Source organism: Mesorhizobium sp. Primo-A, from assembly GCF_003997175.1.
GTDB classification, from domain to species: domain Bacteria; phylum Pseudomonadota; class Alphaproteobacteria; order Rhizobiales; family Rhizobiaceae; genus Mesorhizobium; species Mesorhizobium ciceri.
Genome location: NZ_RZTG01000003.1, coordinates 162,306 through 184,230, shown reverse-complemented (window position 1 = coordinate 184,230; position 21,925 = coordinate 162,306). Strand labels below are relative to the sequence as shown.

The window sequence follows — 21,925 nt, the reverse complement described above, 5'->3', positions numbered from 1 at the left end:
TTCGCGCTTTGCGCGTTCATGTAGCATAGGGTGTCGAGGGCGCAAGGGGCAGACCCGATGGCTGGACGAGGCTGGGGCTCGGATCAGGGCGAGGACGCTGCCATTGGCGTCAGCGAACGGTCCCTGTTTGCGCCTCTGCCAGCCTCATTGCCGCCGCCGTCGCCCCTCGTGCCGGATTCCGGCAAGCTGCCCTTGCAAACGGGTATCGCCGCCTCTGTTCCTGTTGCCGGAACCGGCAGGATCGTGCGCGTGCGCCGGCAGATCGGCCTGATATCACTGCCACGCCTGCGCCACAGCGTGAACATGGCGGCGAGCCTGGAACTCGACCGGGGCGTGGCCTTCCTGCTGGTACCGGTCTGCCTTGCGATCGGAGCGATCGGCTATTTTTCGCTGACGGCTGAACCCGACTTTGCGAGACCTGTCGCGGTTGTCATCCTGACGGGGATCTGTGCGCTGGTCTCGCGCTCATGGCCAAAGACCCATCTGTGTTTCATGGCGGCACTTTTGTGCGCCCTAGGGCTGCTTGCTGCCAAGGTCGAGACGTGGCGTGCGGGCACACAAATGTTGGGCTCGGAAATCTCGACGCAGGTGACCGGCCGCGTCGTCTCGCTCGACCGTATGGAAACTGGCCGTATCCGGCTGACCATCGACGTAACATCGACCGCAAGACCGAAACTGCGCTATGCGCCGGAACGGGTACGGCTTTCGGCACGCAAGATCCCGGCTGACGTGACCGCAGGCTCTCTCATCACTGGATATGCCAAGCTTTTGCCGCCGACCGGGCCGGTGCGACCGGACAGCTATGATTTCTCCTTCGACAGCTATTTTGCCGGCATTGGCGGCAGCGGGTTCTTTCTCGGCAATCCCAAGCTTGTCGTCAGCGATGATGGCGACATGCCGCTGTCGGCCCGAATTTCCTCCAGCGTGGAAAATGCCCGTGAAGGCATCGCCGACCATATCAGGGCGAGCGTCGGCGGCGCCGAAGGCGAGATCGCCGCGGCGCTGATCGTCGGCGTGCGCGCCGGCATTCCCGACGACATCAATGAGGCGATGCGACGTACCGGCATCTACCACATCATCTCCATTTCGGGACTGCATATGGCTCTGGTCGCCGGCACCATCATGGGGTTGCTGCGCGGCGCCTTCGCCTTGTTTCCCGATTTTTCCGCGCGTCGCCCGGTCAAGAAGTATGCCGCTGCCGCCGCACTGTTCTCGATCGCAGCCTACCTCGTCATCTCAGGTATCGTCGTCGCCGCCGAACGCAGCTTCATCATGCTGGCAGTGATGCTGATTGCAGTTCTGTTCGATCGAGCAGCACTCACCATGCGCAATCTGGCGATCTCGGCGATCGCCGTCATCGTGGTGTCGCCGCATGAGGTGGTCGGCCCGAGTTTTCAGATGTCGTTCGCCGCGACCGCGGCTCTGGTCGGCGCCTATGCCGGCTGGGCGGATCACCGCGCGGGAAAAGCAAGAACGCCGCCGCCGAAGCGATCCTTGCCCGGGTTCCTGACACGAAAATTCCTGCTGGCGGCAATCGGTCTGGCCATGACCTCGATCATCGCCGGCAGCGCCACGACGCTGTTTGCCATCTGGCATTTTCAGCGTGTGTCGCCGCTCAGCCTGTTCGCCAATCTCGCGGTTATGCCGATCGTCACCGTCGTCATGTTCCTGGCCGTCGCCAGCGCGCTGCTGATGCCTTTCGGATTGGATTGGCCAGGTCTCTACCTGATGGGCAAGGGCCTGACGATGATGATCGCCATATCGGGCTGGATCTCCGAGCGTTCGCCTGTCGATGGGGTCGGGCTGATTTCGCAACAGTCGGTCCTGCTGGTGGCCATTGCCCTGGTCATCGCGACGATGGCGACGACATGGCTGCGGCTCGCGGCTCTGCCATTCGCGTTGGCAGGCTTGCTGACCGTCTCGGATACGCGCACGCCCGATGTGCTGATCTCGGAAGACGCCCGGCTGGTGGCGTTGCCGATCGGTGGCGGTGAGCTTGCCGTCAGCCGGCAACGGCCGAACGAATTCACCGTCGACAACTGGAAACGCGCGCTGACATCGGAAACCATCGTCGTTCCGGAAGTGTTCGACAACAGCGATGGGCAATTCGACGTCGCGGATGCCGTTGAGCTACCGCCGGGATCGCCGTTCTATTGCTCCTCAGGCGTTTGCGTGGCCAGGCACATGTCCGGTGCGATCATTGCCTATGTCGAGGACCGCAAGGACACCTGGAAAGCCTGCGGCTTCGCCGAACTGATCGTCGTCAACGACGCCACCGCCTATGACGCCTGTCACAACCCGCTGGTTCTCGTCATCACCAAGCGGCAACTGGCTCGCAAAGGCAGTGCCGCGGTCTTCTTCGATCGCCAATCGGCGACCACGCCGGCGACGATCAGCTTCGCGGTGGACAGCCCATATCGGCCCTGGCACACGCAACGCAGATACTCTCGCGAGGCGAGGGGGCTGGCACCCTTCAAGAAACCCGAGAAGCCAGTGGTCAACCCACAGCCGTCTCAGTAGCGACGGATCAGGCCGACGAGCTTGCCTTGCACCTTGACCCTGTCCGGCCCGAAAATCCGTGTCTCATAGGCTGGATTGGCGGCTTCGAGGGCAATCGAGGCGCCCTTGCGGCGGAACCGCTTCAGCGTCGCTTCCTCTTCATCGACCAGCGCCACGATGATCTCGCCGGGGCTGGCCGTGTCGGCGTTACGGATGATAACGGTGTCGCCGTCGAAGATGCCGGCCTCGATCATCGAATCGCCCTTGACCTCCAGCGCATAGTGCGCGCCGCCCATGATCATGTCCGGCGGCACCGAAATCGAATGCGTCTGATGCTGGATGGCATCGATCGGCACGCCGGCGGCGATGCGACCCATGACCGGGATCGAAACGGCAGAGACCGCATCGTCGTCATTGCCGGGCGAAGGCATCCGCGAAGGCGCCGGCTTGATCTGCCGGCCAAGAGCACCACCCTGACCAAGACTGCCCTGGATGACGCTTGGCGAAAACTTCTTTGCCGCATTGAGGCCTGGCGCGATGGAGTCCGGCAGCCGCAGCACTTCCAGCGCGCGGGCCCGATTGGGCAGCCGGCGGATAAAGCCGCGCTCCTCAAGGGCCGTGATCAGCCGATGAATCCCGGATTTGGAGGCAAGGTCGAGCGCCTCCTTCATCTCGTCGAAGGATGGCGGAATGCCGCTCTCCTTCAGGCGTTCATGGATGAACATCAGCAGTTCATGTTGCTTGCGTGTCAGCATGGCGGCCCCCAGGTTCCCTGAAACCAGAATCGAAAAACAAACCCAGAACAAACACTATCTGTTCCAGTTGTGTTCTGCAACCGTTTAAAGTTTAATGAATTTGTTAAGGCTGCTGAAATTATTTGGCGCTTGCCAGCGGGTTACGATCGACGGGCGCCACCTTCGGCAATGCGCCTGCTCACATTGAAATTGTTATGGTTAATGACCTGTGGCTTATCCCCTACCAAAGCTTGGCATTATCTGTCGATCGACCTCGACAAGGGGCGATTGCAACCTTCGGGACGTTCGTTGGCCGTGAACGAAACGGAGCCAAAACGCCAACGTCAGTTGGGCATTTTGGCTGGAAATTCAGCTCTCCGTCATTTGCCAGGCAGTGAGGGCAGCGACGGCGGATCGCCGGGATCGGTGCGTCAGGTAACGGCTTCCTTGACGGCGAAACGCTGGTCCTTCCATGCTCCCGTGCGCAGAATGTCTTCCAGAACCTCAACCGCCAGCCACACATCCTTGTAGCTGACATAGAGCGGCGTGAAGCCGAAACGGATGGTCGACGGTGCGCGGAAGTCACCGATCACCCCGCGCTCGATCAGCGCCCGCATGATTTGATAGCCGTGGTCGTGAAGGAACGACACCTGGCTGCCGCGCCTGGTCGCGTCGCGGGTGGTCTCCAGCGTGAGACCGTAGGCGCCGCACTTGGCTTCGACGAGCTGGATGAACAGTTCTGTCTGCGCGACGCTCTTCTTTCGCAATGCCGCCATGTCGACGTCGCTCCAGATGGCAAGCGCGCCTTTGAGCGCCCGCATCGACAGGACCGGTTGCGTACCGCACAGAAAACGGCGGATGCCGGTGCCGGCAACATAACCCCGTTCGAAGGCAAAGGGCCGCGCATGGCCCCACCAGCCGCTGAGCGGCTGGCTGATATCGCCGTGGTGGCGCTGCGCGGCATAGATGAAGGCCGGCGCGCCCGGACCGCCGTTGAGGTACTTGTACGTGCAGCCGACAGCGAAATCGGCATTTGCCTGATCGAGCTCGACGGGCAGGGCGCCGGCGGTGTGGCAGAGATCCCAGACGATCAGCGCTCCGGCCGTATGAGCCCTGCGCGTCAGCGCCGCCATGTCGCGCAGTTCACCCGATTTGTAATTGACGTGGTTGACCAGCACCACCGCGACGTTTTCGTCGATCAGATCTTCGATGGTCGGCGCGTCGACGCCCGCGAGGCGCAGCAGGACGCCATCCCGGGTCGAGGCCACGCCTTCGGCGATGTACAGGTCGGTGGGAAAACTGTCACCTTCGGCGACGATGGCTGACCGGCCGGGCCGCATCTCCATCGCTGCGTGCAGCACCTTGTAGATGTTGGTCGATGTCGTGTCGCAGACAACGGTCTGGCCGGCCGCGGCTCCTATCAGGCGTCCGAGTTGGTCGCCGAGTTCGATCGGCATCTCGAACCATCCGGCCGTGTTCCAGGCTCGGATAAGATCTCGGGCCCATTCCTGCGTCGCCGCCTGCTGCAGCTCGCCGAAAACGGCATGAGATGCTGCCCCCAGTGAATTGCCGTCGAGATAGATCACCCCCTCCGGCAGAATGAAACGGTCGCGCATGGCCCGCAGCGGATCCGTGGCATCCATCGCTTCGACTGCGGCGAGATCAGGAATTCCACTCATGGTCAGTCCCCGGTTGTTCGCGAAGGGGTTTCCGCCACAGAGCGTCCCTTCGGTGAGCCTGTTCTCATTTCGATGATGTCAGAGCCGGGTGCGGACCGTCCACAGCTCCGGAAACAGCACGACCTCGAGCATTTTCTTCAGATACGAAGCGCCCGACGTGCCGCCGGTGCCGCGCTTCAGACCGATGATGCGCTCCACCGTGGTGACGTGGTTGAAGCGCCAGCGGCGGAAATAATCCTCGAAGTCGACCAGCTTCTCGGCCAGTTCGTAGAACATCCAGTAGCGCTGCGGATCGCGGTAGATAGTCTGCCAGGCGACCAGGACCTCTTCATTCTCGGTTCGCGTCTCACGCCAGTCCGTGCGCCTGGCATCGGCACCGATGTCGAATCCGTTGCGCGCCAAAAGCAGCAGCGCTTCGTCATAGAGCGACGGCTCGGCCAGAATGGCTTCCAGCTTTCCGCTGAGGTCAGGCCGATGCTTGTGAGGGCCGAGCATGGCCAGGTTGCGGTTGCCGGCCATGAACTCGATGGCGCGATACTGCCAGGACTGGAAACCCGAGGACTGGCCGAGCGCGTCGCGAAACTCGGTGTATTCGCTGGGCGTCATCGTCCGCAGCACATCCCAGGCATTGTTCAGCTGCTCGAAGATGCGCGCGACTCGCGACAGCATCTTGAAGCTCGGCTCAAGCCGGTCGGCGCGGATCGAGCGGATCGCGGCGCCAATCTCGTGCAAAGCGAGCTTCATCCACAGTTCCGAGGTCTGGTGCTGGATGATGAACAGCATCTCGTCATGCGCCGACGAGAGCGGTGTCTGCGCCTCCAGCACTTTCTCCAGGTGCAGATAGTCGCTGTACGACATGCGCTCGTTGAACGACATCTGTGCGCCTTCGGACGCCGGATCGTAGGGCTCGCTCAATTGACTTTCTCCGTGCGCAGCCGGAAGCGCTGGATCTTGCCGGTCTGGGTCTTGGGCAAAGCAGCAATGAATTTCACCGATCGCGGGTATTTGTAGGGCGCGATCGTCGCCTTGACATGGTCCTGCAGGCGCTTGGTCGTCAATGCGTCAGGCGCCACGCCCTGCACCAGCACGACATGCGCCTCGACGATCTGGCCGCGCTCGGCGTCCTCGGCGCCGATCACCGCGCATTCGGCGACGTCGGGATGTGACAGAAGTGCGGCCTCGACCTCGGGGCCGGCAATGTTGTAGCCGGCGCTGACGATCATATCGTCGGAGCGCGCGGCGAAATGGAAGAAGCCGTCCTCGTCCTGCGTGAAGGTGTCGCCGGTGATGTTCCAGCCGTCGCGCACGTAGTCCTTCTGCCTGATATCGGCCATGTAGCGGCAGCCGGTCGGGCCGCGCACCGCCAGCCTGCCGGTCGCGCCGCGCGGTACTTCGCGCATCTCGTCGTCGACGATGCGCGCCTCGTAGCCGCCGACCGGCTTGCCGGTCGACGCGGGCTTCATGTCGCCAAAGCGGTTGGAGATGAAGATGTGCAGCATTTCGGTGGCGCCGATGCCGTCGAGGATCGGCTTGCCGGTCTTTTGCGTCCACTCTTCGAAAACCGGAGCGGGCAAGGTTTCGCCGGCTGAAACGGCAACCCGCAGCGAAGACAAATCGGCACCTTCATCCATGGCCTTCAGCATGGCGCGGTAGGCAGTCGGCGCGGTGAAGGAGATCGTGGCTTTGTAGGTCTCGATGATGTGGATCATGTTGGGTGGCGTCGCCTGCTCCAGCAGCGTCGCCGCCGCACCGAAGCGCAGGGGAAAGATAGCGAGCCCGCCAAGGCCGAAAGTGAAAGCCAGCGGCGGCGAGCCGACGAAGATGTCGTCCGGCGTCACCTCCAGGATTTCGCGGGCATAGGCGTCGGCGATGATCAGGAGGTCGCGGTGGAAATGCATCGTCGCCTTCGGCACGCCTGTCGTGCCCGAGGTGAAGCCGAGCAGCGCGACATCGTCGCGGCCGGTGTTGACGGCGGTGAATGTCACCGGCTTGTCGAGAGCGGCACGATCGAGCTCGGCATCATGGTTGGCGGTGCCGTCGAAGCCTATGACCTGTTTGAGGAAGGTGCTGTCCTTGGCGCAGGCGGTCATCTCGTCCATCAGCCTGGTGTCGCAGAGCGCGACGGTGATTTCCGCCTTGTCGACGATCTTGGCCAGTTCGCCGGCGCGCAGCATAGGCATGGTGTTGACGACCACGGCGCCGACCTTGGTGGCAGCCAGCCAGCAGGCGACCATGGCGGGGTTGTTGGCCGAGCGGATCAGCACCCGGTTGCCGGGCTCGACGCCATAATTCTCGACCAGCGCGTGGGCGAGCCTGTTCGTCCAGTCGGACAGTTCCTTGTAGGTGCGGCGGCGGCCATTGCCGATCAGGGCTGTGCGGTCGCCGAGGCCCTTCTCGACCAGCCGGTCGGTCAGTTCGACACCGGCGTTGAGGCGTTCGGGATAGTCGAAGCCGTCGAGCAGTATATCGGGCCATTGCTCCGGCGGCGGCAGGTGATCGCGCGTGAACGTGTCGATATGCGCTGAAGGCCCAAGCATGTCGCCGCTCTCCCGTCTGCTGCCTGGCCAGTGCGCAATGCGCCTTGGCTGGATGTGGTGGATCCTAAGGTCCTGCTCTGAGGAGGCTTCGTGCTGCCCATCACGCCTGCTCGGAGATGCGCGCCGAAAGGGTGAACATCTGCAGGTGAGGGCAGCACAGCAGACCTCCCATTGTCGGCTGTTCGTGCGGGCAGGATCGCACCAGTCGAAATTTGTTTCAAGCCTAAAATGTTTTTGCCCTGGAGCATTGACGCATGGCGTGGCGCTGGCCATTGCTAGCGCAACAGCGATGCCGTTTTGGGGGAGGGCGCAGATGTTCGAACGTCACATCGTCGATTGGGATGATGCCTATGCCAACGGCGCGAACATTGCCGGCAGCGACCGTTGGCCAGCCGCCTGGTCCGAGCCAGCGGCAGCATTCCGCGATGCGCTCTCGGCAGAGAGCCGGGCACGGCTCGACATCGCCTACGGCGACAGGCCGCGCAATCGGCTCGATCTTTTCCTTCCCAAGGCCGCGCCCAAAGGACTGGTGGTGATTATCCATGGTGGTTACTGGCTGGAGACCGACAAGAGCTTGTGGTCGCATCTCGCCAATGGCGCGGTCGGCAGCGGCTTCGCCGTTGCGATGCCCTCCTACACGCTGTGCCCGGACATACGCATCGCAGGCATCGTCCGGGAGGTCGGGGCGGCGATTGGCAAGGCAGCGGCAATGGTTGACGGACCGCTGATGCTGACCGGACATTCGGCCGGCGGCCATCTCGCCACCCGGATGGTGACGACAACCACGCCTCTGGCGCCGGATGTGGCGCGGCGCATACGCCATGTCGTTTCGATTTCAGGTCTACACGATTTGCGTCCGCTCATGCGCACCGGCATGAACAAGGACCTGGCAATCGACGAAGAGGAGGCGCTGGCTGAAAGCCCAGCCCTGCTGCGCCCGATGGATGGCGCCCGCATCACCTGCTGGGCCGGCGGCGGTGAGCGCGCCGAGTTCCTGCGCCAGAATGCGTTGCTTGCCAACATCTGGACCGGCCTTGGCGCCACCACCAGCACCGTGGTCGAGCCCGACCGGCATCACTACGACATTGTCGACGGCCTTGCCGATCCGGCGCATCCGCTGACACAGAGCTTGATCTCGAGCTAGAGCCGAGATCACTTTCTCGTCTGTTATGAACGGCTTGCCTGGAATTCCTCAGCGCAGCATCAAAACGCTGCAAGCCTCGCCCGCGGCTGCTGCAGGGGCAAACGGCGCCCGCACGATCAGCCCGTTGGCGTCGGCCAGCATTCTCAGCATCGAGGAATCCTGAATGCCGAACGGCGTCGCCACCAGCGCGCCGTCATCTTCCCTGACCACGGCTCGGACATAGTCCTGGCGCAAATCATTGGCCGGCATTGCGGTACCCAGTCGCGCTGGGCGAATGTCCTGGCGATGGTTGCGGCCACCGAGCCGCGCCAGCAGCGGCTTCAGGAACAGTTGCGAGCAGACCAGGCTTGCCACCGGGTTGCCGGGCAGGCCGATGCACCTGATATCGCCGAGGCGGCCGAACATCAGCGGCTTGCCGGGGCGCATGGCAATCTTCCAGAAGCCGAGCGTCATGCCTTCGCCGGTCAGCACGTCGTGGATCAGGTCGTGATCGCCGACCGAGGCGCCACCAAGCGTCACGATGACATCCGCACCGGCCGCCACCGCTTTTTGCACCAGTTCGGCGATGGCCTCCTTGCGATCGGCGGCAATGCCGAGATCGAGCGCGCGGGCGCCGACCGAGTGTGCGGTGGCAGCGACGCCATAGGCATTGGACGAGATGATCTGGTCCGGGCCGAGATTACTGCCCGGCGGCAGCAATTCGTCGCCGGTGGCGATGATGGCGACCAGCGGTCGTCTTACCACCTTGACCTGGGGATGGTTGGCCGATGCTGCCAGCGACAGTGCCGCCGGGTCGAGCAAACGGCCTCTTTCGAGCAGCATGTCGCCTGTTGAAAAATCGAGCCCGATGCGACGGATATTGCGCCATTGCGCCGTCGGCTCGGTCACTTCGATTTCGCCGCCGCCGAGGTCGCGGACATTCTCCTGGATGACGATGGTGTCGGCGCCTTCGGGCAGCGGCGCGCCGGTGAAGATGCGCACCGCTTGTGCCTTGCCGATCCTACCGGCAAAACCACGTCCGGCCGGCGCCATGCCGATCACCGACAGCCTGGATGGTACCGACGCCACGTCGGCGGCTCGAGCGGCATAGCCATCCATGGCGGAAGCGTTGAAAGGTGGCTGGGTACGGAGTGCCACGACCGGTTCCGCCAGAACACGATCCACCGCCTCGAACAGAGGAACGCTTTCGCCGGCTAGAGGTGCCGCACCATCGAGCAGGCGCTCAAGCGCCTCCGCGATAGGAACCAGCGCCATCAGGAACTCGCCTTGTAGTCACCCGACTTGCCGCCGGTCTTTTCGACCAGGCGGATGCCGGTGATGACCATGGCGCGGTCTACTGCTTTGGCCATGTCGTAGATGGTCAGGCAGGCTACCGAAGCGGCCGTCAGCGCCTCCATCTCGACGCCCGTCTTGCCGGTGACGCGCGCCAGCGCGGTGACCTTCAGGCCCGGCAATGCATGGTCGGGCTCGATGTCGACGGAAACTTTGGTCAGCAGCAGCGGATGGCAGAGCGGGATCAGATCATGCGTCTTCTTCGCCGCCATGATGCCGGCGATGCGCGCGGTGCCGAGCACGTCGCCCTTCTTGGCGTTGCCGGCGAGGATCATCTTCAGCGTCTCGGGCTGCATCGCGACAAAGCCTTCGGCGATCGCCGTGCGCGTTGTTTCTTCCTTGTCGCCGACATCGACCATGTTGGCCTCGCCCTGCGCGCCGAGATGGGTCAGGCCTGATACCATCGTCAGATAGCCTCGGCCAAAGCCTTGCCTGTCAGAAGCAAGCGCGTCGCGGTGGTGACGTCCTGTTGCCGCATCAGGCTCTCGCCGACAAGAAAAGTGCCGATGTCGCTCTTTTGCAGCCTGAGGCAGTCGTCATGCGAGAAAATACCGCTCTCGCTGACCAGCAAGCGGTCGGCCGGAACCATCTTCGCCAGCCGCACTGAAGTGTCGAGGCTGGTCTCGAATGTGCGCAGATTACGGTTGTTGATACCGATCAGCCGCGACGACAGTTTTAGCGCGCGCAACGTCTCGGCCTCATCATGCACCTCGATCAGCGCATCCATGCCGAGTTCGAATGCCGTTGCCTCAAGCTCGCTCGCCAGGGCGTCGTCGACGCTGGCCATGATGATCAGGATGGCATCCGCGCCCCAGGCGCGGGCTTCGTAGACCTGATAGGGATCGAACAGGAAATCCTTGCGCAGCGCCGGCAGCGCGACGGCGGCTCGCGCCCGGGTGAGAAATTCCGGCGCGCCCTGGAAGGACGGTGCGTCGGTCAGCACCGAAAGACAGGCAGCGCCACCCTTGGCATAGGCCTGCGCCAGCGCCGGCGGATCGAAATCGGCGCGGATCAGCCCCTTGGACGGGCTTGCCTTCTTGATCTCGGCGATCAGCGCAAAGGCGCCGGATTTGCGCTTTGCTTCGAGTGCGGCAAGAAAGCCGCGCGGTGCGTCGGCGTCCTTGGCTCGCGCCTTGATTTCGGCCAGCGGCACACGTGCCTTTGCCGCCGCGATCTCGTCGCGCTTGTAGGCCTCGATCTTGCGAAGAATGTCAGACACGTTTTACCCGTTCGAAATCTCGACCAGCCTGTCGAGCACTTGCAGGGCCCGGCCGCTGTTGATGGCTTGCGCGGCGAGCGCGATGCCGTCAGCAAGCGTCGTCGCCTTGCCCGCCACCACCAGGCCGGCGCCGGCATTCATCAGCACGGTGTCGCGATAGGCGCCGGCAGCGCCGCCCAGCATATCGCGCAAGGCTTTGGCATTGTAGTCCGCATCGCCGCCACGCAGTTCGTCCCTGCTGTGGCGCGGCAACCCGACCGCTTCAGGCGTCAGGGTGAAGCTGCGGATCTCGCCGCCGATCAGTTCGGCGACCTGCGTCTCGCCGGTGGTGGTGATCTCGTCATAGCCGTCGCCATGAGCAACCCAGGCATGCTCCGCACCCAGTGCCTTCAGCGTCTCGGCAACCGGCAGGATCCATTCCGGCAGGAACACACCGACCAGCTGCCGCTTGACGCCAGCTGGATTGGAGAGCGGCCCGAGCAGGTTGAAGATGGTGCGGGTGCCGAGTTCGACGCGGGTCGGACCGACATGTTTCATCGCTGGATGGTGCGCGGGCGCGAACATGAAACCAATGCCAGCCTCGTGGATGCAGCGGCCGATGAATTCGGGCGAGATGTCGATCTTGACGCCGAGCGCAACCAGCACGTCGGCGGCTCCTGTCAGCGAGGACAGGCCACGATTGCCGTGCTTGGCAACCGGCACACCACTGCCGGCGATGACAAAGGCCGATCCCGTGGAAATATTGACGCTGTGGGAATTGTCCCCGCCGGTGCCGACGATATCGATGGCGCCGTCCGGCGCGTCGACTTGCAGCATCTTGGCCCGCATGGTGGCGACGGCGCCGGAAATCTCGCTCACCGTCTCGCCTCGCACGCGCAGCGCCATCAGGAAACCGCCGATCTGGCCGGGGGTCGCATCACCCGACATGATGATGTCGAAGGCCTCGCGCGCTTCCTCGAAGGAAAGCGCGCTACCGGTCGCGATCTTGGCGATATGGGTTTTCAGCGCGCTCATCTTGTCGAGGCTTGGGCGACGGCGGCCTGGTCGACGCGAACGTCGTACTGCGTCTGCAACTGCGCCACCAATTGGTCGAGCAGGTCGTCCGACATGCCGGAGGTGAAGGATTTCTGTGCGTCATCCGGCACCGAGCTGGCATCGGCCCCGGCGGGCTCGAACACTTCGGCGACCTTGTACAGGATCTCTCCGTCGCCGGTAGGCGAGGGGATCAGGCCGGTACCGCCTTCGCCGACTCCGAACATCGCTGCGGCACCTTCCTTGCCGAAATCGACGTCGTCAGCCTCGCGCTTCACACCGCGCTTGGTCTGCTTTTCCAGCTTCAGTTCGCTGGCAATGACATCGAGCGTTGCGCCGGCCTTGAGCCGCTTTTCCAGCTCGTCAGCCTTGGCGGCGAGCCGCTTGCTTGTTTCCGCCGCCGTCCAGTCGGCCACGACTTTCTGACGAACCTCATCCAGCGTGCGGTCGCGAGCCGGCGTGATGGACGCCACCTCATAGAAGACGAAGCCGTTGTCGGCTGTGGTCAAGGCATCGTTTTCCGTGTTGGGTTCGGCGTCGAAGACCGCTTTGATCAGCTCCGGCGATTGCGGCAGGTCCTTGACGATGCTTGCATCTGGCCGCAGTCCACTGCGATCGATGGCGTCGATGGTGACGACCTTCAGCTTCAGCTTGGCCGCAGCGTCGGCCAGCGAACTGCCGGCGGCGCGGGTGTCATCGTAATTGTCGCGCACGTCCAGAAGGATGCGGCTTGCCTCGCCCAGCGCCAGATCCTTGCGGATCTGGTCGGACACCTCGGCCAGCGGCTTCACCACCTCGGGCTTGATCTCGGTGACACGCAGCAGCACCGGACCGAAGGCGCCCTGCACGACCTGGCTGACTTCATTGGCGTTAAGCGCGAAGGCGGCGTCGGCGACCGCCTTGTCGGCGATCTTGTCCTTGGCAAGCGTGCCGAGCAACGTGTCGGCTGGGGTCTTGCCTTCCGCCGTGACCAGCTTGTCGAAAGTGGCGCCTGCCTTGAGCGAATCGAACGCGGCCTTGGCCGCATCCGGCGTCTTGAACACGAGCTGCTCGATGGTACGCAATTCCGGCGTGGTGTAACGCGCCTTGTTCTTGTTGTAATCGTCGCTGACCTGTTGGTCGGTGACGGCGGTCGGATCCATGATGTCGACCGGCTCGAGGCGGACATAGGAGAATTTGCGGTATTCGGGTGCCGCATATGTCTTCTTGTTGGCTTCGAAATAGGCCGAAAGCACGCTATCGGATGGCGCCACGATCGGCTCGACGAGTGCCTTGGGCAGCGTCAAATAGTCGATGGTGCGGTCTTCGCCGCGATAGAGCGCAACTGCCTTGAAGAAAGTGTCCGGAGCCTTGAGGCCGTCCGAGACCGCCTCGACAATCTGCTGGCGCACCGCCACCTGAGCACGGTTCTTCAAATAGTCCTCGGGTCGCATGCCAATCTGCTGCAGCATATATTCGAACGTTCTGCGATCGAACTGGCCGCCCGGGCCTTTGAAGGCCGGGTCTTCGCGTGTCAGCTCGGCCAGCCGGTCTTTGGAAAGTCCGAGGCCCAGCTTGCGGGCCTGTTCATCGAGAACGGCACCCGAGACGAGCTGCGCCAGCACCTGGTTATCGACACCGAGCGCCTTTGCCTGTTCGTGGCTGAGACGTTGGCCGAACTGCTGCGACATGACGGCGAGCTGGCGATCATAGGCGAGACGGTATTCGTTGATCGACACTTTGGTGCCGCCAGCGGTTATCACCGAATCATGGCCGGCCAAACCGCCCATCAGCCGTCCGGAAACGCCCCAGACCAAAAAGCTGAGCACCAGCAGCACCAACAGCCCCTTCGCGACCCAGGTGCCTGCCGCGCTTCTCAATATACCAAGCATTTTTACTTCCGATTTATGCGCATTTTCGCATGCGCCGAGTCTGAAACAAGCGCAATAGCGCCCTTCCGGCCCACTGTCGATTGCTTTGTGGCCTGATTTTGGTAGTGAGGGCCAGAGCCCCGATATCATCCGGAGAAGCAAACCCATGACGCCAGGAATTCGCCCGCTCGTCGCCGGCAACTGGAAAATGAACGGCACCAGCGCCTCCCTCAACGAGCTCAGGATGATCGGCAACGGCTTCATGAGTGGGCTTGACGCGGAGACCGAAGCGCTGGTTTGCGTTCCCGCAACCCTGCTTGCCCACGCCGCCGAGATCCTGTCGCGCACGCCGGTGCATGCCGGCGGCGAAGATTGCCACACCAAGGAGAGCGGCGCCTACACCGGCTGCATCTCGGCGGAAATGCTCAGGGATGCCGGTGCGAGCCATGTCATCGTCGGCCATTCCGAATGCCGCGAGCAACGCGGCGAGGATGACGCCACTGTCCAGGCCAAGGCATCCGCCGCGTGGCGTGCCGGGCTTGTTGCCATCATTTGCGTCGGCGAAACGCATGAGCAGCGTGAAGCGGGCGCCACGCTGGACGTGCTGTCGCGGCAGGTCGAGGGCTCAGTCCCGCCAAGCGCCACCCCGTCCAACACCATCATTGCCTATGAGCCGGTATGGGCGATCGGCACCGGCCTGACGCCGACAGCGGCCGACGTCGCTGCGGCACACGCACATATCCGCGAAAAGCTATCGGAAAAGCTCGGCGGCGTCGCGGCGAAGGTGCGCATTCTCTATGGCGGCTCGGTCAAGCCCTCCAACGCGGTCGAACTGCTCGGCGTCAGGAATGTCGACGGCGCGCTGGTTGGCGGCGCCAGCCTGAAAGCGGCGGACTTTCTCGGCATCGCCGAGGCCTATCGCAATATTGCTTGAAGACATTTTCCCTGCCGGACAGGGCTTCCGGTGCACGAAATCGTTGCAAAGGACGGGTTGCTTCCCATATTCCGGCCACGGGCTTGGAAATGCCGTCAAAGCATTGTATTGAGCCGCCTCCAATTCACCGGTCGTGTCCGCGGCCGGGCAAGGCCTTGCCAGGATAAACTATGGAAACCGTACTGATCGTCATCCATCTCATGGTCGTGCTCGCCCTTGTCGGCGTGGTGCTGCTGCAGCGTTCCGAAGGCGGTGGCCTCGGCATCGGTGGCGGGTCCGGCTTCATGACCGCGCGTGGTGCGGCCAATGCGCTGACGCGTGCGACGGCGATCCTGGCGGCTGCCTTCTTCGCCACCTCCTTGACCCTGTCGATCGTCGCCCGCTACGGCGAAAAGCCGATCGATATCCTGGACCGCGTGCCGGCGACCTCGGACGGCGCCGGCAAAGGCGTGCTCAACCAGTTGCCTGGAACCACAACTCCGGCGCCCGCGGGCACCACCACGCCGACGCCGCCTTCCGGCAACGATGCTTCGGCTCCTGCGACTGCCCCGGCCACTGCGCCTGCCGCCGGCTCGACGCCGCCGGCGACCAACGGCACGGCTCCCGCCGCACCGGCGACCCCGCAGGTTCCAAACCAGTAGTCCTCGGTGCCTGAACCGCGATCTGTGGTCGTTTGAACACAGTCGCGGCAAATGCAGCGAGATCACGAAGATTCGACGGGGTGAGGCATGGCCCCACGCTTGAGGCGGCCGCGCTTATTCGACTATAGATTGCACGCGGCATTTCCGGCGCCCTTGGGGGGCGCTGGGCGACGCCGTGGCAACAAGCATAGAACGATCGGATCTTCGCCATGCAGCTTCGCAGCTTCATTTTCCTGGGACTTTGCGCCGCACTCGGCGTGAGTTCCCCCGCTTTCGCAGGCGTTCCGGCCAATATGGCCGCACAGCCTTCGGCTGAAACAACTTCTGCCATCAACGTCGCCGTCAAGAGTGATGCGTCGCAATTGAAGCTTCTCAAGAAGAAGAAAAACCCGACGCCCGACGACCTCGCCCAGATCAAGAAGATCGAGGCCAAGATCGTTGCCGACAAGGAAGCCGCCAAAGCCAAGGCGCTCGAAGCCAGGAAGCTGGCAATGCGCGAGGCGGCAAAGGCCAAGGCCGACGCGGAACGGCAGGCGTTCCTTGCCAAGAAGGGCAAGAGCGCGCCGGCAACCGAGGTGGCCGATGCCAAGCCGGCCAAGAAGCAGGCTGCCAAGATCATCGAGCCTATCGAACCGATAGCGCCGATCCAGTCGGCCGAGCCGCTTCCGGCGGAGGCCATGAACGTCGCCCTGACCGGCAACAATGGCGAACTGCGCAGCGAAGTCATCGGCCAGAAGAAGCCGAGCGGCGGCGGCCTGTTCGCCGGCCTTTTCGGCGGGACGTCGTCCGGCTCCTCGATAAGCTATCTTCCCGAGACGCGGGCTCTCGATCAGGCTCTCGCCAAGAGGGAGGCCAAGAAGCAGTTCAAGGTGAAGCCGGAATTCGTGCCGCAGGACGTGGAATTCACTGGTTACGATGCCGGCACCATCGTCATCGACACCAGCGCGCGGCGCCTCTACCTCGTCGAATCATCTTCCACCGCGCGGCGCTACGCCATTGCGGTCGGTCGCGAGGGCCTGCAGTTCAAGGGCACGGTCGCGGTCGGTGACAAGCAGGAATGGCCGCGCTGGATCCCGACGCTGGACATGCAGAAGCGCGAGCCGAAGCATTACGGCCAGTATAAGGACGGCATGCCTGGCGGTGGCCAGAATCCGCTCGGCGCCCGCGCCATCTATCTCTATGACGGCAAGAAGGACACGCATCTGCGCATCCACGGCACCATCGCGCCGCAGTCGATCGGAACCAGCGCCTCTAATGGCTGCTTCCGCATGATCAACGAGCACGTCATGGATCTCTACAGCCGCGTCAGGGTTGGCACCAAGGTCGTCATCATCTGACGTTTTCGTCATCCTGCCGAAAGGGCCGGCTCAGCCGGCCCTTTTGTTTTGCCCTGTTCACGATCCGAGCGCCTTCTTGGGAAAAAACCTTCGCGGTGGTTTTTTCTCTGGCGGAATCAATCCGGCCGCGTTAAGCGATGACTCCCATGGCGCGATATGTATTCATCACAGGCGGCGTGGTTTCCTCACTTGGAAAAGGCATTGCCGCAGCGGCCCTTGGGGCTCTCCTGCAGGCGCGAGGCTATCGCGCACGCATCAAAAAACTCGATCCCTATCTCAATGTCGATCCGGGGACGATGTCGCCGTACCAGCATGGCGAGGTTTTCGTCACCGACGATGGTGCGGAAACCGATCTTGATCTTGGCCATTACGAGCGCTTCACAGGCCGCTCCGCCAACCAGCAGGACAACATCACCACCGGCCGCATCTACAAGAACATCATCGAGCGCGAGCGGCGCGGCGACTATCTCGGCGCCACCGTGCAGGTCATCCCCCACGTCACCGACGAGATCAAGAATTTCGTCCTCAACGGCAATGACGACTATGATTTCGTGCTGTGCGAGATCGGCGGCACGGTCGGCGACATCGAGGCGATGCCGTTCCTGGAGGCTATACGCCAGCTCGGCAACGACTTGCCGCGCAACAATGCCGTCTACGTGCATCTGACGCTGATGCCCTATATCCCGACGGCCGGTGAGCTGAAGACCAAGCCGACTCAGCATTCGGTCAAGGAACTGCGCGGCATCGGCATCGCGCCCGACATCCTGCTGGTCCGCGCCGACCGCGCTATCCCCAAGGAAGAGCGCAGAAAACTGTCGCTGTTCTGCAATGTGCGCGAAAGCGCCGTGATCCAGGCGCTCGACGTGCCGCATATCTACGACGTGCCGATGGCCTATCACAAGGAAGGGCTCGATTCGGAAGTCCTGGCCGCCTTCGGCATCGATCCGGCGCCGAAGCCGCGTATGGAGCCGTGGCAGGCGGTGTCCAACCGCATCCACAATCCGGAAGGCGAGGTGACCATCGCCGTTGTCGGCAAATATACCGGCCTCAAGGACGCCTACAAATCGCTGATCGAGGCGCTGTCGCATGGCGGCCTGGCCAATCACGTCAAGGTCAAGCTCGACTGGATCGAATCGGAGATCTTCGAAAAGGAGGATCCGACGCCGTGGCTGGAAAAGGTGCATGGCATCCTGGTTCCCGGCGGCTTTGGGGAGCGCGGCTCGGAAGGCAAAATCCTGGCGGCGAAGTTCGCGCGTGAGCGAAAAGTGCCGTATTTCGGCATCTGCTTCGGCATGCAGATGGCCTGCATCGAGGCGGCGCGGTCGCTGGCCGGCGTCGAGCATGCGTCTTCGACCGAGTTTGGTCCGACCGAGGAACCGGTCGTCGGCCTGATGACCGAATGGCTGAAAGGCAACATGCTGGAGAAGCGCCGCGAAACCGGCGATCTCGGCGGCACGATGCGGCTCGGCGCCTATCAGGCCGAGCTCGCCAAGGGCTCCAAGATCGCCGAGATCTACGGCGACACTCAGATTTCCGAGCGCCATCGCCACCGCTACGAGGTCAATGTCGACTACAAGGAGCGGCTTGAGGATTGCGGCCTGGTGTTCGCCGGCATGTCGCCCGACGGCGTGCTGCCGGAAACGGTCGAATACCCGGACCATCCCTGGTTCATCGGCGTGCAGTATCATCCGGAACTGAAAAGCCGGCCGCTCGACCCGCATCCGCTGTTCGCCAGTTTCATCGAGGCAGCGGTGGAGCAGAGCCGGCTGGTGTAGGCCGGTCGGCCATGCAGACCTATGTCGCGCTGCTTTACAGCATCATTCTGGGCGAGGGCCGCCGGGTCGTCATGGCCGATCTCAAGGCCATGGCGGAAGATCTCGGGCTGAAGAACCCGCGCACCCTGGTGGCGACCGGAAATCTGGTCTTCGAGGCGCCGGCAACTGATATTGCCGACCTTGAACAGCGGCTGGAGGCAGCCTTCGAAAAAACCTTCGGCCGCCATGTCGACATCATCGTGCGTGGTGCCAAGGACTGGCTGAAGCTTGCCGCCGGCAATCCGTTCCCGGCCGATTCGGCCAAAGCAGGCGATCAGGTGGCCGTACGGGTGATGCGCAAGCCTGCGCCCGTGGAGGCCGTGACGGGGCTCCAGGCCTATGCCGGCGAGGATGAAAAAGTGACTTCGGTCGGCGGCGACATCTGGGTCGTCTTTTCGCGCGAGAGGCCAAGCTCGCGGCTGCTTGCGGCGATGAATCACAAGCGCATGGGCACGGGCACGTCGCGCAACTGGAACACGGTGCGCAGATTGGCCGAGATGCTCGGGTAGGTTTTGGGGCGGCTCTCGCCGCCCCAAAATTCACCTTGTCAGGCCTTCGCGGTCCTGGCGCCGGCGCCCAAAGCGGCGGTGCGCAGCACGTAGTAGATGATGCCGGCGATCGCCACGCCGAAGAACCAGCCATAGACACCCCACCAGGACGGCAGCCAGTTGGTGAAGTTGGGCAGGATCGACGAGAAGATGGCGCCGATGCCGGCGGCGATGAAGGCGTTGACGTGCCAGCCGCCCTGGAAGCGGAATTCGCCATCTTCGCGATAAAGCGCCTCGACGTCGACCTCACCCTTCCGGATCAGGTAGTAGTCGACCATCATCACCCCGAAGATCGGCCCCATCGTCGCGCCGATGATGTTGACGAAGGAAGCCGCACTGCCTTCCCATGGCGCGAAGGGATAGAGCAGCAGGGCGATCACGGCCGCGATATAGCCGCCCTTCTTGAAGTCGATCTGCCTGGGAAAGACATTGGAGAAGTCGAAGGCCGGCGAGACGAAGTTCGCCACGACGTTGATGCCAAGCGTCGCAACTGCAAAGGTCAGGGCAGCAAGGGCTGCCAGGAACCAGCTGTCGAATTTCGCCGATATCTGGTCGGGATGCAGCAGCACCTCGCCATAGACGTCAAAGGCGGCAATGGTGGTGACGCCGGCCACCAGAGAAAACAGGATCAGGTTGATCGGCAGGCCCCAGATGTTGCCCTTGCGCAGCGATGCCTTGTCAGGCGCGTAACGGGCGAAATCGCAGAAATTGAGATAGAGCGCCGAGAAATAGGTGACCCAGATCGCGGCCACCGCAAACAGCGAGGTCCAGGAGCCAGGCGTGCCGGGCACGCCCGCATCCTTCGTCTTGTCCAGCAGCACGTCCATCGGGATGTCGCTGGTGAAGGCAAATCTCCCGGATTTGACACAGAGATAGATCGCCAGGATCAGCATCATCACCCACACCGCGGGGCCGGCCCAGTCCTGGAAGCGGCGGACCGTTTCCATGCCGTTCTGGATGATCAGCAATTGCAGCCCCCAGATGACCACGAAGCAGATCACCTCCAGGCCGGTATGACCGAGGAAGTGCGTGCTGGCGTTGAAATCGGCGAACCATTGCGTGCGGATCAGCAGCGCCACGATCGCGCCCGAGGCGGCGGCAGTCTGCGCGCCGTACCAGAAGCAGGCGACGACGGCGCGCACCAGCGCCGGTATGTTGGCGCCCCAGATGCCGAAAGAGGCGCGGGCAAGCACGGGGTAGGGCACGCCCGTCTTCACGCCGGCATAGCCGACCATGTTCATCAGCGCGTAGATGATCAGCGAGCCGATGCCTATGGCGATGATGAAATTGACGAAGCCGCCGCAGAACAGGAACAGACTGGCGGCAAGATAGTAGCCCCAAAGGCTGTGGACGTCCGACGTCCAGACGTTGAAGATCGAGAATGGTCCCCAGTTTCGAACTTTGGCCGGAGCCAAATCCTCGTTGTACAGATCAGGTGAAGCACCCTGTATCGTCATGGCAATGTTCCCCTTTTGCAGCACGCGCCCTCACGCGTTGGCCGCGTGCAGGTTAAGCCTGCCGCAGGGGAACCGACAAGCAACCTATTTGCCGGCTTTGGCCTTAAAGATATTCAATGAGAACTGCGATTATCGATGCAAGGCGATGGTGGGTCATCGCTGGACCACGGATGAGTCGAGGTTCGACGCGGGGATTCCAATCTGAAGCGGTGGCTCCCGACATTTTCGGTTGGGGGGCATCTAAGCGATTGCCATCACCTGCTTGTGGTCCGCGACTTCGGCGAGCAGCCAATCCTGAAACAGACCGGTGCCTGGCTTGTTGCCGATGCTGCGACGCTGATGCAGGTAAATGCCGGCCGGATAGGTGTGGCGGGCACGGAACGGCGCGACCAGCTTGCCTTGCTGCAGAAAATCTTGCGCCATCATCGTGTCCGCAAGCGCTATTCCGGCGCCATTGATCGCTTCGCGCATGATCAAGGTGCAATCATCCAGTGTTGTGCTGGATTTTGGCGTCGTTTCCAGAACGCCTTCCTGCTCCAGCCAACGCTTCCATCTCATGGTTTCGCATTCATGGATCAGATGATGATTGACCAGATCGGCCGGCGATCGCAGCGGCACAGGCCCCTCCAGAAGCGAAGGCGCACAGACCGGCGTCAAAAGCAGCGGGATCAGCAGCGTCAGAGCCGGGCCGGCCTTGTAGACGAACTCGTCGACAATGGCCAAATCGAAGTTGGCGCGCTTGCCTGAAGTGGAGATCTCCAGATCCACCGACGGATGCAACCGGCGAAAGTTCGGCAACCGGTCCGCCAGCCAAAGGTTCAGAACGGTGGGCACGCACAAGACCCGAACACGTTGGATCTTGCCGTGGCGCGACCCCTCGGAGAGGCTGACGTCATCGGTGGCGCGCCAGATCGCTTCGAACGCCTCCGAGAGGCTGCGCGCATAGTAGGAGCCCCTTATGGTTGGCGTTATCTGGCGAAAACCGCGTTCGAACAGGTCCTGGCCAAGATTTCGTTCAAGCGCGCGGATGTGCCGGCTGACAGCCGAGGGTGTCAGATGCAGTTCTTCCGCCGCGTCCTTGACGCTGCCAAGGCGAGCGGCGGCCTCGAAAGCGCGCATGCCATTGAGTGAGGGAAGGGCCATTGGCCGATCATGAATTGTGAGTTGA

At 62.8% G+C, this 21,925-nt stretch carries 18 protein-coding genes; 7 read left to right on the top strand and 11 right to left on the bottom strand.

What is annotated here, in order from left to right; all coding sequences use genetic code 11:
- Positions 1-57 precede the first annotated feature (57 nt).
- Entirely contained in the window at positions 58-2,520 is a 2,463-nt protein-coding gene (locus tag EOC83_RS06320; protein WP_063167973.1) for a ComEC/Rec2 family competence protein, read from the top strand.
- On the opposite strand, the gene lexA is transcribed toward EOC83_RS06320, so the two are convergent.
- The 4 genes from lexA to EOC83_RS06300 all read right to left on the bottom strand — a co-directional run bounded on the left by lexA (position 2,514) and on the right by EOC83_RS06300 (position 7,449).
- Positions 2,514-3,254: a transcriptional repressor LexA gene (gene lexA / locus EOC83_RS06315; RefSeq protein WP_013531746.1), complete on the bottom strand. Its 741-nt coding sequence runs from the start codon at positions 3,252-3,254 to the stop codon at positions 2,514-2,516. The genes EOC83_RS06320 and lexA overlap by 7 nt on opposite strands.
- Positions 3,255-3,664: 410 nt before the next feature.
- Entirely contained in the window at positions 3,665-4,912 is a 1,248-nt protein-coding gene (kynU, locus tag EOC83_RS06310) for a kynureninase (protein WP_024503342.1), read from the bottom strand.
- 78 nt (positions 4,913-4,990) lie between these two features.
- Positions 4,991-5,827, bottom strand: coding sequence for a tryptophan 2,3-dioxygenase (gene kynA, locus EOC83_RS06305; protein WP_013531744.1), 837 nt, complete (start codon positions 5,825-5,827; stop codon positions 4,991-4,993).
- Positions 5,824-7,449 (bottom strand): AMP-binding protein, encoded by a 1,626-nt coding sequence (locus EOC83_RS06300; protein ID WP_063167974.1) that lies wholly within the window; start codon positions 7,447-7,449, stop codon positions 5,824-5,826. Before EOC83_RS06300 ends, kynA begins: the two co-directional genes overlap by 4 nt.
- 313 nt (positions 7,450-7,762) lie before the next feature.
- Between EOC83_RS06300 and EOC83_RS06295 the strand changes: the two genes are divergently transcribed.
- Positions 7,763-8,593: an alpha/beta hydrolase gene (locus EOC83_RS06295; protein WP_063167975.1), complete on the top strand. Its 831-nt coding sequence runs from the start codon at positions 7,763-7,765 to the stop codon at positions 8,591-8,593.
- 48 nt (positions 8,594-8,641) lie between these two features.
- Here EOC83_RS06295 and glp read toward each other — a convergent pair whose 3' ends face one another.
- From glp to EOC83_RS06270, 5 genes are read right to left on the bottom strand one after another with little or no spacing between them, the layout of a single operon-like run.
- Positions 8,642-9,847: a gephyrin-like molybdotransferase Glp gene (glp, locus tag EOC83_RS06290; protein ID WP_063167976.1), complete on the bottom strand. Its 1,206-nt coding sequence runs from the start codon at positions 9,845-9,847 to the stop codon at positions 8,642-8,644.
- On the bottom strand, positions 9,847-10,329 hold the full coding sequence (gene moaC, locus EOC83_RS06285; RefSeq protein WP_013531740.1) for a cyclic pyranopterin monophosphate synthase MoaC: 483 nt from the start codon (positions 10,327-10,329) through the stop codon (positions 9,847-9,849). Before moaC ends, glp begins: the two co-directional genes overlap by 1 nt.
- A 2-nt stretch (positions 10,330-10,331) precedes the next feature.
- Entirely contained in the window at positions 10,332-11,144 is an 813-nt protein-coding gene (gene trpC / locus EOC83_RS06280) for an indole-3-glycerol phosphate synthase TrpC (protein ID WP_063167977.1), read from the bottom strand.
- A gap of 3 nt (positions 11,145-11,147) precedes the next feature.
- The gene (gene trpD / locus EOC83_RS06275) at positions 11,148-12,158 is read right to left on the bottom strand and encodes an anthranilate phosphoribosyltransferase (RefSeq protein WP_063167978.1); all 1,011 of its coding nucleotides are present in this window, start codon (positions 12,156-12,158) and stop codon (positions 11,148-11,150) included.
- A complete protein-coding gene (locus EOC83_RS06270) occupies positions 12,155-14,047 on the bottom strand; it encodes a SurA N-terminal domain-containing protein (RefSeq protein ID WP_063167979.1) in 1,893 nt (630 codons plus the stop codon). The genes trpD and EOC83_RS06270 overlap by 4 nt, the downstream gene beginning before the upstream one ends.
- 145 nt (positions 14,048-14,192) lie before the next feature.
- Between EOC83_RS06270 and tpiA the strand changes: the two genes are divergently transcribed.
- The 5 genes from tpiA (at position 14,193) to EOC83_RS06245 (ending at position 19,261) form a co-directional block, all read left to right on the top strand.
- A complete protein-coding gene (tpiA, locus tag EOC83_RS06265; protein ID WP_013531736.1) occupies positions 14,193-14,960 on the top strand; it encodes a triose-phosphate isomerase in 768 nt (255 codons plus the stop codon).
- 170 nt (positions 14,961-15,130) lie between these two features.
- Positions 15,131-15,601 carry a preprotein translocase subunit SecG gene (gene secG, locus EOC83_RS06260; RefSeq protein ID WP_013531735.1) on the top strand — a complete coding sequence of 157 codons (471 nt, stop codon included), beginning with the start codon at positions 15,131-15,133 and terminating at the stop codon, positions 15,599-15,601.
- 209 nt (positions 15,602-15,810) lie between these two features.
- Complete coding sequence (locus EOC83_RS06255; RefSeq protein ID WP_013531734.1) at positions 15,811-16,938, top strand: L,D-transpeptidase; 1,128 nt, start codon at positions 15,811-15,813, stop codon at positions 16,936-16,938.
- Between the two features lie 137 nt (positions 16,939-17,075).
- Entirely contained in the window at positions 17,076-18,713 is a 1,638-nt protein-coding gene (locus EOC83_RS06250; protein ID WP_013531733.1) for a CTP synthase, read from the top strand.
- A gap of 11 nt (positions 18,714-18,724) precedes the next feature.
- The gene (locus tag EOC83_RS06245) at positions 18,725-19,261 is read left to right on the top strand and encodes a DUF1697 domain-containing protein (RefSeq protein WP_013531732.1); all 537 of its coding nucleotides are present in this window, start codon (positions 18,725-18,727) and stop codon (positions 19,259-19,261) included.
- Between the two features lie 38 nt (positions 19,262-19,299).
- On the opposite strand, the gene EOC83_RS06240 is transcribed toward EOC83_RS06245, so the two are convergent.
- Together EOC83_RS06240 and EOC83_RS06235 are read right to left on the bottom strand one after the other, a co-directional pair.
- Positions 19,300-20,757, bottom strand: a complete 1,458-nt coding sequence (locus EOC83_RS06240) for an NCS1 family nucleobase:cation symporter-1 (RefSeq protein ID WP_024503329.1) — start codon at positions 20,755-20,757, stop codon at positions 19,300-19,302.
- Between the two features lie 240 nt (positions 20,758-20,997).
- Entirely contained in the window at positions 20,998-21,900 is a 903-nt protein-coding gene (locus EOC83_RS06235) for a LysR substrate-binding domain-containing protein (RefSeq protein ID WP_024503328.1), read from the bottom strand.
- Between the last annotated feature and the right edge of the window lie 25 nt (positions 21,901-21,925).

Coding starts and splice junctions, on each gene's coding strand:
- EOC83_RS06320 (WP_063167973.1), top strand. CDS start 58: ATGGCTGGACGAGGCTGGGGCTCGGATCAGGGCGAGGACGCTGCCATT.
- lexA (WP_013531746.1), bottom strand. CDS start 3,254: ATGCTGACACGCAAGCAACATGAACTGCTGATGTTCATCCATGAACGC.
- kynU (WP_024503342.1), bottom strand. CDS start 4,912: ATGAGTGGAATTCCTGATCTCGCCGCAGTCGAAGCGATGGATGCCACG.
- EOC83_RS06300 (WP_063167974.1), bottom strand. CDS start 7,449: ATGCTTGGGCCTTCAGCGCATATCGACACGTTCACGCGCGATCACCTG.
- EOC83_RS06295 (WP_063167975.1), top strand. CDS start 7,763: ATGTTCGAACGTCACATCGTCGATTGGGATGATGCCTATGCCAACGGC.
- glp (WP_063167976.1), bottom strand. CDS start 9,847: ATGGCGCTGGTTCCTATCGCGGAGGCGCTTGAGCGCCTGCTCGATGGT.
- moaC (WP_013531740.1), bottom strand. CDS start 10,329: ATGGTATCAGGCCTGACCCATCTCGGCGCGCAGGGCGAGGCCAACATG.
- trpD (WP_063167978.1), bottom strand. CDS start 12,158: ATGAGCGCGCTGAAAACCCATATCGCCAAGATCGCGACCGGTAGCGCG.
- EOC83_RS06270 (WP_063167979.1), bottom strand. CDS start 14,047: ATGCTTGGTATATTGAGAAGCGCGGCAGGCACCTGGGTCGCGAAGGGG.
- tpiA (WP_013531736.1), top strand. CDS start 14,193: ATGACGCCAGGAATTCGCCCGCTCGTCGCCGGCAACTGGAAAATGAAC.
- secG (WP_013531735.1), top strand. CDS start 15,131: ATGGAAACCGTACTGATCGTCATCCATCTCATGGTCGTGCTCGCCCTT.
- EOC83_RS06255 (WP_013531734.1), top strand. CDS start 15,811: ATGCAGCTTCGCAGCTTCATTTTCCTGGGACTTTGCGCCGCACTCGGC.
- EOC83_RS06250 (WP_013531733.1), top strand. CDS start 17,076: ATGACTCCCATGGCGCGATATGTATTCATCACAGGCGGCGTGGTTTCC.
- EOC83_RS06245 (WP_013531732.1), top strand. CDS start 18,725: ATGCAGACCTATGTCGCGCTGCTTTACAGCATCATTCTGGGCGAGGGC.
- EOC83_RS06240 (WP_024503329.1), bottom strand. CDS start 20,757: ATGACGATACAGGGTGCTTCACCTGATCTGTACAACGAGGATTTGGCT.
- EOC83_RS06235 (WP_024503328.1), bottom strand. CDS start 21,900: ATGGCCCTTCCCTCACTCAATGGCATGCGCGCTTTCGAGGCCGCCGCT.